This window comes from Streptomyces sp. NPDC018019, from assembly GCF_044327805.1.
Taxonomy (GTDB): domain Bacteria; phylum Actinomycetota; class Actinomycetes; order Streptomycetales; family Streptomycetaceae; genus Streptomyces.
The window spans coordinates 181,936-194,600 of the sequence record NZ_JBIRGD010000001.1; the positions used below are offsets into that span (position 1 = coordinate 181,936).

At 66.6% G+C, this 12,665-nt stretch carries 23 protein-coding genes; all 23 read left to right on the forward strand.

Translation table 11 applies throughout. The features are described from left to right. Positions 1-7 precede the first annotated feature (7 nt). Entirely contained in the window at positions 8-652 is a 645-nt protein-coding gene (gene rplC / locus ACH4FX_RS00860; RefSeq protein WP_398474056.1) for a 50S ribosomal protein L3, read from the forward strand. Positions 653-660: 8 nt separating this feature from the next. Further along, positions 661-1,311 (forward strand): 50S ribosomal protein L4, encoded by a 651-nt coding sequence (rplD, locus tag ACH4FX_RS00865; protein ID WP_398474057.1) that lies wholly within the window; start codon positions 661-663, stop codon positions 1,309-1,311. Continuing rightward, positions 1,311-1,634 carry a 50S ribosomal protein L23 gene (gene rplW / locus ACH4FX_RS00870; RefSeq protein WP_398474058.1) on the forward strand — a complete coding sequence of 108 codons (324 nt, stop codon included), beginning with the start codon at positions 1,311-1,313 and terminating at the stop codon, positions 1,632-1,634. Before rplD ends, rplW begins: the two co-directional genes overlap by 1 nt. Positions 1,635-1,673: 39 nt before the next feature. Next, complete coding sequence (rplB, locus tag ACH4FX_RS00875) at positions 1,674-2,510, forward strand: 50S ribosomal protein L2 (protein WP_030677025.1); 837 nt, start codon at positions 1,674-1,676, stop codon at positions 2,508-2,510. 12 nt (positions 2,511-2,522) lie between these two features. Continuing rightward, on the forward strand, positions 2,523-2,804 hold the full coding sequence (gene rpsS, locus ACH4FX_RS00880; RefSeq protein ID WP_020869258.1) for a 30S ribosomal protein S19: 282 nt from the start codon (positions 2,523-2,525) through the stop codon (positions 2,802-2,804). A 43-nt stretch (positions 2,805-2,847) separates the two neighbouring features. Then, positions 2,848-3,195: a 50S ribosomal protein L22 gene (rplV, locus tag ACH4FX_RS00885; RefSeq protein ID WP_398474582.1), complete on the forward strand. Its 348-nt coding sequence runs from the start codon at positions 2,848-2,850 to the stop codon at positions 3,193-3,195. Further along, the gene (gene rpsC / locus ACH4FX_RS00890; protein ID WP_030589649.1) at positions 3,195-4,019 is read left to right on the forward strand and encodes a 30S ribosomal protein S3; all 825 of its coding nucleotides are present in this window, start codon (positions 3,195-3,197) and stop codon (positions 4,017-4,019) included. Before rplV ends, rpsC begins: the two co-directional genes overlap by 1 nt. A 5-nt stretch (positions 4,020-4,024) precedes the next feature. Continuing rightward, positions 4,025-4,444: a 50S ribosomal protein L16 gene (gene rplP / locus ACH4FX_RS00895; protein ID WP_004571829.1), complete on the forward strand. Its 420-nt coding sequence runs from the start codon at positions 4,025-4,027 to the stop codon at positions 4,442-4,444. Next, entirely contained in the window at positions 4,444-4,668 is a 225-nt protein-coding gene (gene rpmC / locus ACH4FX_RS00900) for a 50S ribosomal protein L29 (RefSeq protein WP_004571830.1), read from the forward strand. The genes rplP and rpmC overlap by 1 nt, the downstream gene beginning before the upstream one ends. Further along, a complete protein-coding gene (rpsQ, locus tag ACH4FX_RS00905; RefSeq protein ID WP_030589651.1) occupies positions 4,668-4,949 on the forward strand; it encodes a 30S ribosomal protein S17 in 282 nt (93 codons plus the stop codon). The genes rpmC and rpsQ overlap by 1 nt, the downstream gene beginning before the upstream one ends. A gap of 131 nt (positions 4,950-5,080) precedes the next feature. Beyond that, positions 5,081-5,449: a 50S ribosomal protein L14 gene (gene rplN / locus ACH4FX_RS00910; protein ID WP_003974257.1), complete on the forward strand. Its 369-nt coding sequence runs from the start codon at positions 5,081-5,083 to the stop codon at positions 5,447-5,449. Positions 5,450-5,452: 3 nt separating this feature from the next. Then, the gene (gene rplX, locus ACH4FX_RS00915; protein WP_004571832.1) at positions 5,453-5,776 is read left to right on the forward strand and encodes a 50S ribosomal protein L24; all 324 of its coding nucleotides are present in this window, start codon (positions 5,453-5,455) and stop codon (positions 5,774-5,776) included. After that, on the forward strand, positions 5,776-6,336 hold the full coding sequence (gene rplE / locus ACH4FX_RS00920; protein WP_030016984.1) for a 50S ribosomal protein L5: 561 nt from the start codon (positions 5,776-5,778) through the stop codon (positions 6,334-6,336). Before rplX ends, rplE begins: the two co-directional genes overlap by 1 nt. Before the next feature lie 2 nt (positions 6,337-6,338). Beyond that, positions 6,339-6,524: a type Z 30S ribosomal protein S14 gene (locus tag ACH4FX_RS00925; protein WP_004571834.1), complete on the forward strand. Its 186-nt coding sequence runs from the start codon at positions 6,339-6,341 to the stop codon at positions 6,522-6,524. Positions 6,525-6,789: 265 nt separating this feature from the next. Further along, positions 6,790-7,188: a 30S ribosomal protein S8 gene (gene rpsH, locus ACH4FX_RS00930; RefSeq protein WP_304463373.1), complete on the forward strand. Its 399-nt coding sequence runs from the start codon at positions 6,790-6,792 to the stop codon at positions 7,186-7,188. Positions 7,189-7,210: 22 nt separating this feature from the next. Next, on the forward strand, positions 7,211-7,750 hold the full coding sequence (gene rplF / locus ACH4FX_RS00935) for a 50S ribosomal protein L6 (RefSeq protein ID WP_398347791.1): 540 nt from the start codon (positions 7,211-7,213) through the stop codon (positions 7,748-7,750). Between the two features lie 3 nt (positions 7,751-7,753). Next, positions 7,754-8,137: a 50S ribosomal protein L18 gene (rplR, locus tag ACH4FX_RS00940; protein WP_030375637.1), complete on the forward strand. Its 384-nt coding sequence runs from the start codon at positions 7,754-7,756 to the stop codon at positions 8,135-8,137. Positions 8,138-8,214: 77 nt separating this feature from the next. Beyond that, the gene (gene rpsE / locus ACH4FX_RS00945) at positions 8,215-8,820 is read left to right on the forward strand and encodes a 30S ribosomal protein S5 (protein ID WP_004571838.1); all 606 of its coding nucleotides are present in this window, start codon (positions 8,215-8,217) and stop codon (positions 8,818-8,820) included. After that, positions 8,820-9,002, forward strand: coding sequence for a 50S ribosomal protein L30 (gene rpmD / locus ACH4FX_RS00950; protein ID WP_004571839.1), 183 nt, complete (start codon positions 8,820-8,822; stop codon positions 9,000-9,002). Before rpsE ends, rpmD begins: the two co-directional genes overlap by 1 nt. Before the next feature lies 1 nt (position 9,003). Continuing rightward, entirely contained in the window at positions 9,004-9,459 is a 456-nt protein-coding gene (rplO, locus tag ACH4FX_RS00955) for a 50S ribosomal protein L15 (RefSeq protein ID WP_004571840.1), read from the forward strand. Between the two features lie 235 nt (positions 9,460-9,694). Beyond that, a complete protein-coding gene (gene secY, locus ACH4FX_RS00960; protein ID WP_398474059.1) occupies positions 9,695-11,008 on the forward strand; it encodes a preprotein translocase subunit SecY in 1,314 nt (437 codons plus the stop codon). After that, entirely contained in the window at positions 11,008-11,661 is a 654-nt protein-coding gene (locus ACH4FX_RS00965; RefSeq protein ID WP_398474060.1) for an adenylate kinase, read from the forward strand. The genes secY and ACH4FX_RS00965 overlap by 1 nt, the downstream gene beginning before the upstream one ends. A gap of 126 nt (positions 11,662-11,787) precedes the next feature. Beyond that, entirely contained in the window at positions 11,788-12,624 is an 837-nt protein-coding gene (gene map, locus ACH4FX_RS00970) for a type I methionyl aminopeptidase (protein ID WP_398474061.1), read from the forward strand. Positions 12,625-12,665: the final 41 nt, after the last annotated feature.

Below are 12,665 nucleotides of genomic sequence, written 5' to 3' on the forward strand. Positions count from 1 at the left end.
TCTGAGAATGGCTAAGCAGATCAAGGGCATCCTGGGCGAGAAGCTCGGCATGACCCAGGTCTGGGACGAGAACAACCGTGTCGTCCCGGTGACCGTGGTGAAGGCCGGCCCCTGTGTCGTGACCCAGGTGCGCACCAATGACAAGGACGGCTACGACTCCGTCCAGATCGCCTTCGGCGAGATCGACCCGCGCAAGGTGAACAAGCCCCTCAAGGGCCACTTCGCGAAGGCCGACGTCACCCCCCGCCGTCACCTCGTCGAGGTCCGTACCGCCGACGCGAGCGAGTACACCCTCGGCCAGGAGCTGACCGCCGAGACCTTCGAGTCCGGCGTCAAGGTGGACGTGACCGGCAAGAGCAAGGGCAAGGGCTTCGCCGGTGTCATGAAGCGTCACGGCTTCCACGGCGGCAAGGCTTCGCACGGTGCCCACCGCGTGCACCGCAAGCCGGGCTCCATCGGTGGCTGTGCCACCCCGGGCCGCGTGTTCAAGGGCATGCGGATGGCCGGCCGTATGGGCAACGAGCGGGTCACCACCCAGAACCTGACCGTCCATGCCGTTGACGCGGAGAAGGGTCTGCTGCTCATCAAGGGCGCAGTTCCTGGTCCGAACGGCGGCCTCGTCCTGGTCCGTACCGCGGCCAAGGGGGCCTGAGGTAACCGATGAGCACCATTGACATCCTTTCGCCGGCAGGCGACAAGGCCGGGACCGTCGAGCTCCCCGCGGAGATCTTCGACGCGAAGGTCAGCATCCCGCTGATCCACCAGGTCGTCGTCGCCCAGCTGGCCGCGGCCCGTCAGGGCACGCACAAGACCAAGACTCGCGGCGAGGTCCGCGGCGGTGGCAAGAAGCCGTACCGCCAGAAGGGCACCGGCCGCGCCCGTCAGGGTTCGACCCGTGCGCCGCAGTTCGCCGGTGGTGGCGTCGTCCACGGCCCCGTGCCGCGTGACTACAGCCAGCGGACCCCGAAGAAGATGAAGGCCGCCGCGCTGCGCGGTGCCCTCACCGACCGGGCCCGCAACAGCCGCATCCACGTCGTCTCCGGCGTGGTCGAGGGCGAGATCTCCACCAAGGCCGCCAAGGCTCTCCTCGGCAAGGTCAGCGAGCGCAAGCACGTGCTGCTGGTCGCCGAGCGCGCCGACGAGGCCGCGTGGCTGTCCGCCCGCAACCTGCCCCAGGTCCACATCCTGGAGCCGGGCCAGCTGAACACGTACGACGTGCTCGTCTCCGACGACGTGGTCTTCACCAAGGCCGCCTTCGAGTCCTTCGTGTCTGGCCCCAAGGCCGTTGAGACCGAAGGGAGCGCCGCCTGATGGCTGAGGCGACCGTCACCAGCAAGTCCTTCACGGACCCGCGCGACATTCTCGTCAAGCCGGTCGTGTCCGAGAAGAGCTACGCGCTGCTGGACGAGAACAAGTACACGTTCATCGTCGACCCGCGTGCGAACAAGACCCAGATCAAGCAGGCCGTCGAGGCGGTCTTCTCGGTCAAGGTCACCGGGGTCAACACGATCAACCGCCAGGGCAAGCGCAAGCGCACCCGCAGCGGTTTCGGCAAGCGCGCCAACACCAAGCGCGCCATCGTGACCCTCGCCGAGGGCGACCGTATCGACATCTTCGGCGGCCCGGTCTCCTAACGGAGTCCGAGTCGTCCGGAATCGGACGAGGACTGAGAAATGGGTATCCGCAAGTACAAGCCGACGACCCCGGGCCGTCGTGGCTCCAGCGTCGCCGACTTTGTCGAGATCACGCGGTCCACGCCGGAGAAGTCGCTGGTCCGCCCGCTGCACAGCAAGGGCGGCCGTAACAACGCCGGTCGTGTGACCGTTCGCCACCAGGGCGGTGGCCACAAGCGCGCCTACCGCGTGATCGACTTCCGTCGTCACGACAAGGACGGCGTGCCGGCCAAGGTCGCGCACATCGAGTACGACCCGAACCGCACCGCGCGCATCGCGCTGCTGCACTACGCAGACGGCGAGAAGCGCTACATCATCGCCCCCCGTGGCCTGGTGCAGGGCGCTCGGATCGAGAACGGCCCCGGTGCCGACATCAAGCCGGGCAACAACCTGCCGCTGCGCCACATCCCGGTCGGTACGACGATCCACGCCATCGAGCTGCGGCCCGGCGGCGGCGCGAAGTTCGCCCGTTCCGCGGGTGCCTCCGTGCAGCTGCTGGCGAAGGAGGGCTCCATGGCCCACCTTCGTATGCCGTCCGGTGAGATCCGCCTGGTCGACGTGCGCTGCCGCGCCACCGTCGGCGAGGTCGGCAACGCCGAGCAGTCGAACATCAACTGGGGCAAGGCCGGCCGTATGCGCTGGAAGGGCGTCCGCCCGACCGTGCGTGGTGTCGTGATGAACCCGGTCGACCACCCGCACGGTGGTGGTGAGGGCAAGACTTCCGGTGGTCGCCACCCGGTCTCGCCCTGGGGCCAGAAGGAGGGTCGTACGCGTTCGCCGAAGAAGGCTTCGAACAAGTACATCGTCCGCCGCCGCAAGACGAACAAGAAGCGCTAGGAGCGGGTTTAGATGCCGCGTAGTCTCAAGAAGGGGCCCTTCGTCGACGACCACCTGATCAAGAAGGTGGACACGCAGAACGAAGCCGGCACCAAGAACGTCATCAAGACCTGGTCCCGCCGCTCGATGATCGTCCCGGCCATGCTCGGCCACACGATCGCGGTGCACGACGGCCGCAAGCACGTCCCGGTGTTCGTCACCGAGTCGATGGTCGGCCACAAGCTCGGCGAGTTTGCGCCGACCCGCACCTTCCGCGGGCACGAGAAGGACGACCGCAAGTCGCGTCGTCGTTGATCGGCGGAGTGCGAAGACTATGACTGACACCGAAGGGACAACCATGGAAGCCAGGGCCCAGGCGCGGTACATCCGCGTCACGCCCATGAAGGCCCGCCGCGTGGTGGACCTTATCCGTGGCATGGATGCCACGGAGGCTCAGGCGGTCCTGCGTTTCGCCCCGCAGGCCGCCAGTGTGCCCGTGGGCAAGGTGCTGGACAGCGCCATTGCCAATGCCGCGCACAACTACGACCACACGGACGCCTCCCAGCTGTTCATCAGCGAGGCGTACGTCGACGAGGGCCCGACCCTGAAGCGGTTCCGGCCGCGCGCCCAGGGCCGTGCCTACCGGATCCGCAAGCGGACCAGCCACATCACCGTGGTCGTCAGCAGCAAGGAAGGAACCCGGTAATGGGCCAGAAGGTAAACCCGCACGGGTTCCGGCTCGGCATCACCACCGACTTCAAGTCGCGCTGGTACGCCGACAAGCTGTACAAGGACTACGTCAAGGAAGACGTCGCCATTCGTCGCATGATGACGAAGGGCATGGAGCGCGCCGGTATCTCCAAGGTGGAGATCGAGCGCACCCGTGAGCGCGTCCGCGTCGACATCCACACCGCTCGTCCGGGCATCGTCATCGGCCGCCGCGGCGCCGAGGCCGACCGCATCCGCGGCGAACTGGAGAAGCTGACCGGCAAGCAGGTCCAGCTGAACATCCTCGAGGTCAAGAACCCCGAGACCGATGCTCAGCTCGTGGCCCAGGCCGTCGCCGAGCAGCTGTCCTCCCGCGTCTCCTTCCGTCGCGCCATGCGCAAGAGCATGCAGTCGACGATGAAGGCCGGCGCCAAGGGCATCAAGATCCAGTGTGGTGGCCGTCTCGGCGGCGCCGAGATGTCGCGCTCGGAGTTCTACCGCGAGGGCCGCGTGCCCCTGCACACGCTCCGCGCCAACGTCGACTACGGCTTCTTCGAGGCCAAGACCACCTTCGGCCGTATCGGTGTGAAGGTCTGGATCTACAAGGGCGACGTCAAGAACATCGCCGAGGTCCGCGCCGAGAACGCCGCGGCCCGTGCGGGCAACCGCCCGGCCCGTGGTGGCAACGACCGTCCGCGCCGCGGTGGCGAGCGCGGCGGCCGTGGCGGCCGCAAGCCGCAGCAGAACGCCGCTGCCGAGGCCCCCAAGGCCGAGGCCGCTGCCGCTGCTCCGGCTGCTGAGAGCACCGGAACGGAGGGCTGACCGACATGCTGATCCCTCGCAGGGTCAAGCACCGCAAGCAGCACCACCCGAAGCGCAACGGTATGGCCAAGGGTGGCACCGAGCTTGCCTTCGGTGAGTACGGCATTCAGGCCGTGACCCCCGCCTACGTGACGAACCGGCAGATCGAGTCCGCTCGTATCGCCATGACCCGTCACATCAAGCGTGGCGGCAAGGTCTGGATCAACATTTACCCGGACCGCCCGCTGACGAAGAAGCCGGCCGAGACCCGCATGGGTTCCGGTAAGGGTTCTCCGGAGTGGTGGGTCGCGAACGTCAAGCCCGGTCGGGTGATGTTCGAGCTGTCCTTCCCGAACGAAAAGGTTGCGAAGGAGGCGCTGACCCGCGCCGCCCACAAGCTTCCGATGAAGTGCCGCATCGTGCGGCGCGAGGCAGGTGAGTCGTGATGGCGGCCGGTACCAAGGCGACCGAGCTGCGCGAGCTGAACAACGAGGACCTCGTTGGGAAGCTCCGCGAGGCCAAGGAGGAGCTGTTCAACCTCCGCTTCCAGGCGGCGACCGGACAGCTTGAGAACCACGGCCGGCTGAAGGCCGTCCGCAAGGACATCGCCCGGATCTACACCCTGATGCGGGAGCGCGAGCTCGGCATCGAGACGGTGGAGAGCGCCTGATGAGCGAGAAGAATGTGACTGAGACGAACGAGCGCGGTTTCCGCAAGACCCGCGAGGGTCTGGTCGTCAGCGACAAGATGGACAAGACCGTCGTCGTCGCCGTCGAGGACCGTGTCAAGCACGCGCTGTACGGCAAGGTCATCCGCCGTACGAACAAGCTCAAGGCGCACGACGAGCAGAACGCTGCCGGTGTCGGCGACCGCGTCCTCCTGATGGAGACGCGTCCGCTTTCGGCGAGCAAGCGCTGGCGCATCGTCGAGATCCTCGAGAAGGCCAAGTAAGGAATTTCCCGTTCGGGAATTCCGCTAGATACCGCCTGGGGGGTTTCCCCCAGGTCAGTTCCGCCAGGCTCGGCGGTGGGCCTCAGCAATGAGGCCCCCGCCGGGAACCGGCAGACGATCAGGAGATAGACGTGATCCAGCAGGAGTCGCGGCTTCGGGTCGCCGACAACACGGGTGCGAAGGAAATTCTCACCATCCGTGTTCTCGGTGGTTCGGGCCGCCGCTACGCGGGCATCGGTGACGTCATCGTCGCCACCGTCAAGGATGCGATCCCCGGTGGCAACGTGAAGAAGGGTGACGTCGTCAAGGCGGTCATCGTTCGCACCGTCAAGGAGCGCCGCCGTCCGGACGGCTCGTACATCCGCTTCGACGAGAACGCGGCCGTCATCCTCAAGAACGATGGCGACCCCCGCGGCACCCGCATCTTCGGCCCCGTGGGCCGGGAGCTGCGCGAGAAGAAGTTCATGAAGATCATCTCGCTCGCGCCGGAGGTGCTGTAACCGATGAAGATCAAGAAGGGCGACCTGGTCCAGATCATCACCGGCAAGGACAAGGGCAAGCAGGGCAAGGTCATCGCGGCCTTCCCCCGCGAGGACCGTGTCCTGGTCGAGGGTGTCAACCGGGTCAAGAAGCACACCAAGGCCGGTCAGACCGCTCGCGGCTCGAAGACCGGCGGCATCGTGACGACCGAGGCCCCGATCCACGTGAGCAACGTGCAGCTCGTCGTGGAGAAGGACGGCAAGAAGGTCGTCACCCGCGTCGGGTACCGCTTCGACGACGAAGGCAACAAGATCCGCGTTGCCAAGCGGACCGGTGAGGACATCTGATGACTGCCACCACCAACGCGCCGCGCCTCAAGCAGCGCTACCGCGAAGAGATCGCCGGGAAGCTGAAGGACGAGTTCTCCTACGAGAACGTCATGCAGATCCCCGGTCTGACCAAGATCGTGGTCAACATGGGTGTGGGCGACGCCGCCCGCGACTCCAAGCTGATCGAGGGTGCCATCAAGGACCTCACCACGATCACCGGCCAGAAGCCGGCCGTCACCAAGGCCCGTAAGTCCATCGCGCAGTTCAAGCTGCGCGAGGGCCAGCCGATCGGTGCCCACGTCACCCTCCGCGGTGACCGCATGTGGGAGTTCCTGGACCGCCTGCTGTCGCTCGCGCTCCCGCGCATCCGCGACTTCCGTGGTCTGTCCCCGAAGCAGTTCGACGGTCGGGGCAACTACACCTTCGGTCTCACGGAGCAGGTCATGTTCCACGAGATCGACCAGGACAAGATCGACCGGCAGCGGGGCATGGACATCACCGTGGTCACCACGGCGTCCAACGACGATGAGGGCCGCGCCCTGCTTCGTCACCTCGGCTTCCCGTTCAAGGAGAACTGACCGTGGCGAAGAAGGCTCTGATCGCTAAGGCGGCCCGCAAGCCGAAGTTCGCTGTGCGCGCGTACACGCGTTGCCAGCGCTGCGGCCGGCCGCACTCCGTGTACCGCAAGTTCGGCCTGTGCCGCGTGTGCCTCCGTGAGATGGCTCACCGTGGCGAGCTGCCGGGCGTGACCAAGAGCTCCTGGTAACACCCCCTCCCGCACGTCCGACCAGCGCCCCCTTGGGCGCCTGGCGGGCGGCAGGAATCACGTGGGTGGTTCCGGAGTCTCTCGGTAAGCATCTGTTCGGCGGGGCCCCGCCCTCTGATCCCGTAGGGTAGAAGGGTTGGGCGCCCCGCCGCCCAGGAACGACTTACTACGCCGAAGGTCCCCGCGCCGCACCCGTCCCGACCCTGCTCGGGGAGAGGGATGGCGCATACAGGAAACCCCGGCGAGAGAGGCCGAAGGCCAATTCATGACCATGACTGACCCCATCGCAGACATGCTCACGCGTCTGCGGAACGCGAACTCGGCGTACCACGACACCGTCGTGATGCCGCACAGCAAGATCAAGTCGCACATCGCGGAGATCCTCCAGCAGGAGGGTTACATCACCGGCTGGAAGGTCGAGGACGCCGAGGTCGGCAAGAACCTCGTCCTGGAGCTGAAGTTCGGCCCCAACCGCGAGCGCTCGATCGCCGGCATCAAGCGCATCTCGAAGCCGGGCCTGCGGGTCTACGCAAAGTCCACCAACCTGCCGAAGGTGCTCGGCGGCCTGGGCGTGGCGATCATCTCCACGTCGCACGGTCTCCTCACCGGCCAGCAGGCGCAGAAGAAGGGCGTGGGTGGGGAAGTCCTCGCCTACGTCTGGTAACCCGGGAACGGAGGAATAGCCAATGTCGCGTATTGGCAAGCTGCCCATCCAGGTTCCCGCTGGTGTGGACGTCACCATCGACGGCCGCACGGTTTCGGTGAAGGGTCCCAAGGGCTCCCTGCAGCACACCGTCGCCGCGCCCATCGAGGTCGCCAAGGGTGAGGACGGCGTCATCAGCGTCACCCGCCCGAACGACGAGCGTCAGAACAAGGCCCTGCACGGCCTGTCCCGCACGCTGGTGGCGAACATGATCACCGGCGTGACCCAGGGATTCACGAAGGCGCTCGAAATCAGCGGTGTCGGTTACCGCGTCCAGGCGAAGGGCTCCAACCTGGAGTTCTCGCTCGGTTACAGCCACCCGATCCTGGTCGAGGCGCCCGAGGGCATCTCGTTCAAGGTCGAGTCCCCGACCAAGCTGAGCGTCGAGGGCATCGACAAGCAGAAGGTCGGCGAGGTCGCCGCGAACATCCGCAAGCTGCGCAAGCCCGACCCGTACAAGGCCAAGGGCGTCAAGTACGCCGGCGAGGTCATCCGCCGCAAGGTCGGAAAGGCTGGTAAGTAAGCCATGGCATACGGTGTGAAGGTCGCGAAGGGCGACGCCTACAAGCGCGCCGCCGCCAAGCGTCGCCACATCCGCATCCGCAAGCGGATTTCGGGTACGCCGGAGCGTCCGCGTCTGGTCGTGACGCGGTCCAACCGCGGTATCACCGCCCAGGTCATCGACGACATCAAGGGTCACACCCTGGCGTCGGCGTCGACCCTGGACGCGTCGATCCGCGGCGGCGAGGGCAACAAGACGGATCTGGCCAAGCAGGTCGGTTCCCTGGTCGCCGAGCGCGCCAAGGCCGCCGGCGTCGAGGCCGTCGTGTTCGACCGTGGTGGTAAGCAGTACGCCGGGCGGATTGCCGCTCTGGCCGATGCAGCCCGCGAAGCCGGACTGAAGTTCTAAGTCCCGGTTCCGTAGCTACTGGGCCCCTCCTGCGCCGGTGACGGTTCGGGAGGGAGTAACAGAGAGAGGTAATTCCAATGGCTGGACCCCAGCGCCGCGGAAGCGGTGCCGGTGGCGGCGAGCGGCGGGACCGTAAGGACCGGCGGGACGGCGGCGCAGCTGCCGAGAAGACCGCTTACGTCGAGCGTGTTGTCGCAATCAACCGCGTCGCCAAGGTTGTGAAGGGTGGTCGTCGCTTCAGCTTCACCGCGCTGGTCGTGGTGGGCGACGGTGACGGCACCGTGGGTGTCGGTTACGGCAAGGCCAAGGAGGTGCCGGCCGCCATCGCCAAGGGTGTTGAGGAGGCCAAGAAGCACTTCTTCAAGGTCCCCCGTATCGCCGGCACCATCCCGCACCCGATCCAGGGCGAAGAGGCTGCGGGCGTCGTCCTGCTCAAGCCGGCTTCCCCCGGTACCGGTGTGATCGCCGGTGGCCCGGTGCGCGCCGTCCTGGAGTGCGCGGGCATCCACGACGTGCTGAGCAAGTCGCTCGGCTCGTCGAACCCGATCAACATCGTGCACGCCACGGTGGCCGCTCTGCGGGGCCTGCAGCGCCCCGAGGAGATCGCGGCCCGTCGTGGTCTGCCGCTGGAGGACGTTGCTCCCGCCGCTCTGCTGCGGGCGCGTGCCGGGGTGAACGCGTAATGGCTTCGCTCAAGATCACGCAGACCAAGTCCATCATCGGCAGCAAGCAGAACCACCGCGACACCCTGCGTTCGCTCGGCCTCAAGCGGGTCAACGACGTGGTTGTCAAGGAGGACCGCCCCGAGTACCGCGGCATGGTGCACACCGTCCGCCACCTCGTGACGGTCGAGGAGGTCGACTGACATGGCGGAGAACAACCCGCTGAAGGTCCACAACCTCCGTCCTGCCCCGGGCGCCAAGACCGCCAAGACCCGTGTGGGTCGTGGTGAGGCGTCCAAGGGTAAGACCGCTGGTCGTGGTACCAAGGGCACCAAGGCCCGTTACCAGGTTCCGGAGCGCTTCGAGGGCGGCCAGATGCCGCTGCACATGCGCCTCCCGAAGCTGAAGGGCTTCAAGAACCCCGCCCACAAGCAGTTCCAGGTCGTGAACCTGGACAAGCTGGCCGCGCTCTACCCGCAGGGTGGCGAGGTCACGGTGGCCGACCTGGTCGCCAAGGGCGCGGTGCGCAAGAACGAGCTCGTCAAGGTCCTGGGCCAGGGCGAGATCTCCGTGGCGCTGACGGTGACGGTGGACTCCGTCTCCGGCTCCGCCAAGGAGAAGATCACCGCTGCCGGTGGCAGCGTCACCGAGCTCATCTGAGCTCAGTGAATCAACCGACCGGGGATGCCCACGTATTGGGGCATCCCCGGTTGGTCGTTCCAAGGGGGGCATGGTCGCCGGTAAGGTGGCGTGCACTGTTGCTGTATTTTCCGGGGGTTCTTCCCCCGGACCCCCACCGCGTGGGCTAATGTCTGCGCGGTTTTGGCCGCTTTGTATTCGTTGATCCTCAAGACCGTCACCTCTCGCTCCAGAGGCGGGAGGCGCAGGAGGCACCGTGCTCACCGCGTTCGCCCGAGCGTTCAAGACGCCCGACCTGCGCAAGAAGCTGCTGTTCACATTGGGCATCGTGCTCGTCTACCGGCTCGGAGCGCACGTTCCGGTGCCCGGGGTGAACTACTCCAATGTCGACACCTGCATGAAGCAGGCCGGTGCCAATGGCGGTCTCTTCGGCCTGGTGAACATGTTCAGCGGTGGTGCGCTGCTCCAGATCACGATCTTCGCGCTGGGGATCATGCCGTACATCACGGCGAGCATCATCCTCCAGCTGCTGACCGTGGTCATCCCCCGTCTGGAGGCCCTCAAGAAAGAGGGTCAGACCGGACAGGCGAAGATCACTCAGTACACCCGGTACCTGACCGTCGCGCTGGCAGTCCTGCAGGGCACCGGCCTGGTCGCCACCGCCAAGAGCGGCGCGCTGTTCCAGGGCTGCCCGGTCGCCAGCGAGATCGTGCCGAGCGACTCGATCTTCACGACGATCACGATGGTCATCACGATGACCGCCGGTACGGCCATGGTCATGTGGCTCGGTGAGCTGGTCACCGACCGCGGCATCGGCAACGGCATGTCGATCCTGATGTTCGTCGGCATCGCGGCCGGCTTCCCCGGCTCGCTGTGGCAGATCAAGATGTCCGGCAAGCTGGCCGACGGCTGGATCGAGTTCTTCGCCGTCATCGTGGTGGGTCTGGCGATGGTCGCCCTGGTGGTCTTCGTCGAGCAGGCCCAGCGGCGGATCCCCGTCCAGTACGCCAAGCGGATGATCGGCCGCCGCTCGTACGGCGGTACGTCCACCTACATCCCGCTCAAGGTGAACCAGGCGGGCGTGATCCCCGTCATCTTCGCCTCCTCGCTGCTCTACATCCCGGCACTGGTGGCCCAGTTCAGCGGGTCGAAGGCGGGCTGGGCGGTCTGGATCGAAACCAACTTCACCAAGGGCAACCACCCGGTCTACATCGTCACGTACTTCCTGCTGATCGTCTTCTTCGCGTTCTTCTACGTCGCCATCTCCTTCAACCCCGAGGAAGTTGCCGACAACATGAAGAAGTATGGTGGCTTCATCCCGGGCATCCGGGCCGGTCGCCCCACGGCCGAGTACCTCAGCTACGTGCTCAACCGGATCACGTGGCCGGGCTCGCTGTACCTGGGTCTGATCGCGCTGGTGCCAACAGTGGCGTTGGTGCTGTTCAAGGCCAACCAGAACTTCCCGTTCGGCGGGACGAGCATCCTGATCATCGTGGGTGTGGGTCTGGAGACCGTGAAGCAGATCGAGAGCCAGCTCCAGCAGCGCAACTACGAAGGGTTCCTCCGCTGATGCGAATCGTCCTCGTCGGGCCTCCTGGGGCAGGTAAGGGTACGCAGGCCGCGTACCTGGCCAAGAACCTCTCGATCCCGCACATCTCCACGGGCGACCTGTTCCGCGCCAACATCAGCCAGGGCACGGACCTGGGCAAAGAGGCGAAGTCCTACATGGACGCGGGCAACCTGGTGCCCGACTCGGTGACGATCGCGATGGCCGAGGACCGGCTGAACCAGGACGACGGCCGGCAGGGCTTCCTGCTGGACGGCTTCCCGCGCAACCTGGGCCAGGCCGAGGCGCTGGACGCCTACCTCAAGGACAAGGGCGTGCAACTGGACGCCGTCCTGGACCTGGAGGTCCCCGAGGACGAGGTGGTCAAGCGGATCGCCGGCCGCCGGATCTGCCGCAACGACAGCAGCCATGTCTTCCATGTGGACTACCACAAGCCGAAGACCGAGGGTGTCTGCGACATCTGCGGCGGTGACCTCTACCAGCGCGAGGACGACCGCGAGCAGACCGTGCGCAAGCGGCTGGAGGTCTACCACACGGAGACCGAGCCGATCATCGACCACTACAAGGCGCAGGACCTGGTCGTCACGATCCCGGCCCTCGGCAAGGTCGACGAGGTCACCCAGCGCGCGATGGCCGCGCTGGGACAGGGCCAGTAGACAGCGGCAAGACCCACGCGTACGGCCGCGGTGCCCGGGGACGGGCCCGCGGCCGTATCGTGTATGGGGCGGCCCGTGCCGCCGCAGCAGCGTCGTAGTAGTCGGTTCAGGAAGGCGTAAGCCCCCATGGTGGAGATCAAGACCCCCGAGCAGATCGCGAAGATGCGCGAAGCGGGGCTGGTGGTCGCCGCCATCCACGCGGCCACCCGTGAGGTGGCGGTGCCCGGCGCCACCACCAAGGACCTGGACGACGCCGCCCGCAAGGTGCTGGCCGAGCACGGCGCCACGTCGAACTTCCTCGGGTACGGCGGCTTCCCCGCGACGATCTGCACGTCGGTCAACGACGTCGTCGTGCACGGCATCCCCGACACCGAGACCGTCCTGAAGGACGGCGACATCATCTCCATCGACTGCGGCGCGATCATCGACGGCTGGCACGGCGACGCGGCCTACACCGCCTTCGTGGGCTCCGGTCACGCTCCGGAGCTGGTCGAGCTGAGCCGGGTGACCGAGGAATCCATGTGGGCCGGCATCGCGGCCGTCCGCAAGGGCAACCGCCTGGTCGACATCTCCAAGGCCATCGAGGGCTACATCCGGCGGCAGCCGCGCCCGGCGAACGGCAAGTACGGCATCGTCGAGGACTACGGCGGCCACGGCATCGGCTCGCAGATGCACATGGACCCGCACCTGCTGAACTACGTCGACCGCAAGCGCGGCCGCGGCCCGAAGCTGGTGCCGGGCTTCTGCATCGCCATCGAGCCCATGGTCAACCTGGGGACGGCCAAGACCCACGTCCTCGAAGACGACTGGACGGTCAAGTCGAACGACGGCAGCTGGTCCTCGCACTGGGAGCACTCGGTCGCGCTGACCGAGCAGGGCCCGCTGGTGCTGACCGCCCCGGACGGCGGCAAGGCGAAGCTGGCCGAGCTGGGCATCGAGGCCGCGCCCGATCCGCTGGCCTGACGCCCGTGTACGGCGCGTGTGCATGGACCCGGCCCCCGAGG

Coding starts and splice junctions, on each gene's coding strand:
- rplC (WP_398474056.1), top strand. CDS start 8: ATGGCTAAGCAGATCAAGGGCATCCTGGGCGAGAAGCTCGGCATGACC.
- rplD (WP_398474057.1), top strand. CDS start 661: ATGAGCACCATTGACATCCTTTCGCCGGCAGGCGACAAGGCCGGGACC.
- rplW (WP_398474058.1), top strand. CDS start 1,311: ATGGCTGAGGCGACCGTCACCAGCAAGTCCTTCACGGACCCGCGCGAC.
- rplB (WP_030677025.1), top strand. CDS start 1,674: ATGGGTATCCGCAAGTACAAGCCGACGACCCCGGGCCGTCGTGGCTCC.
- rpsS (WP_020869258.1), top strand. CDS start 2,523: ATGCCGCGTAGTCTCAAGAAGGGGCCCTTCGTCGACGACCACCTGATC.
- rplV (WP_398474582.1), top strand. CDS start 2,848: ATGGAAGCCAGGGCCCAGGCGCGGTACATCCGCGTCACGCCCATGAAG.
- rpsC (WP_030589649.1), top strand. CDS start 3,195: ATGGGCCAGAAGGTAAACCCGCACGGGTTCCGGCTCGGCATCACCACC.
- rplP (WP_004571829.1), top strand. CDS start 4,025: ATGCTGATCCCTCGCAGGGTCAAGCACCGCAAGCAGCACCACCCGAAG.
- rpmC (WP_004571830.1), top strand. CDS start 4,444: ATGGCGGCCGGTACCAAGGCGACCGAGCTGCGCGAGCTGAACAACGAG.
- rpsQ (WP_030589651.1), top strand. CDS start 4,668: ATGAGCGAGAAGAATGTGACTGAGACGAACGAGCGCGGTTTCCGCAAG.
- rplX (WP_004571832.1), top strand. CDS start 5,453: ATGAAGATCAAGAAGGGCGACCTGGTCCAGATCATCACCGGCAAGGAC.
- rplE (WP_030016984.1), top strand. CDS start 5,776: ATGACTGCCACCACCAACGCGCCGCGCCTCAAGCAGCGCTACCGCGAA.
- rpsH (WP_304463373.1), top strand. CDS start 6,790: ATGACCATGACTGACCCCATCGCAGACATGCTCACGCGTCTGCGGAAC.
- rplF (WP_398347791.1), top strand. CDS start 7,211: ATGTCGCGTATTGGCAAGCTGCCCATCCAGGTTCCCGCTGGTGTGGAC.
- rplR (WP_030375637.1), top strand. CDS start 7,754: ATGGCATACGGTGTGAAGGTCGCGAAGGGCGACGCCTACAAGCGCGCC.
- rpsE (WP_004571838.1), top strand. CDS start 8,215: ATGGCTGGACCCCAGCGCCGCGGAAGCGGTGCCGGTGGCGGCGAGCGG.
- rpmD (WP_004571839.1), top strand. CDS start 8,820: ATGGCTTCGCTCAAGATCACGCAGACCAAGTCCATCATCGGCAGCAAG.
- rplO (WP_004571840.1), top strand. CDS start 9,004: ATGGCGGAGAACAACCCGCTGAAGGTCCACAACCTCCGTCCTGCCCCG.
- ACH4FX_RS00965 (WP_398474060.1), top strand. CDS start 11,008: ATGCGAATCGTCCTCGTCGGGCCTCCTGGGGCAGGTAAGGGTACGCAG.
- map (WP_398474061.1), top strand. CDS start 11,788: ATGGTGGAGATCAAGACCCCCGAGCAGATCGCGAAGATGCGCGAAGCG.